A 264-nucleotide genomic window follows, 5' to 3' on the forward strand; every position below is an offset into this window, starting at 1 on the left:
ACGGTCATTCGCGGATCGAAATGGGAGATTAAGGAAATCCCCGTCTGCTGGGAGAATCTGCAGCCGAAGGATCAAAAGTATGCCGACCTAGTTCGAAAAGCGGTTGCGGAGACCTGGGAGTCTGCGGCGCAAGGCGGAGTGTGGTTTTCGAAGACCTGGTCGTTGTGTACCGACGGCGCGCCCGGTGTGCACGTGCGGGTCGCTGATGAGGGCGCTCACACCGATGTCGTCGGAAAATACCTTGACCGCAAGCCATCGGGCATG

Annotated in this window: 1 pseudogene; it reads left to right on the top strand. The window is 58.7% G+C overall.

Going from position 1 to position 264, the window contains the following annotated elements:
- Nucleotides 1–264 (top strand): annotated as a pseudogene (locus tag XI09_RS08295) (M12 family metallopeptidase); the annotation flags it as partial.

It is taken from the genome of Bradyrhizobium sp. CCBAU 11386 (assembly GCF_028128955.1).
In the GTDB taxonomy this organism is placed as follows: domain Bacteria; phylum Pseudomonadota; class Alphaproteobacteria; order Rhizobiales; family Xanthobacteraceae; genus Bradyrhizobium.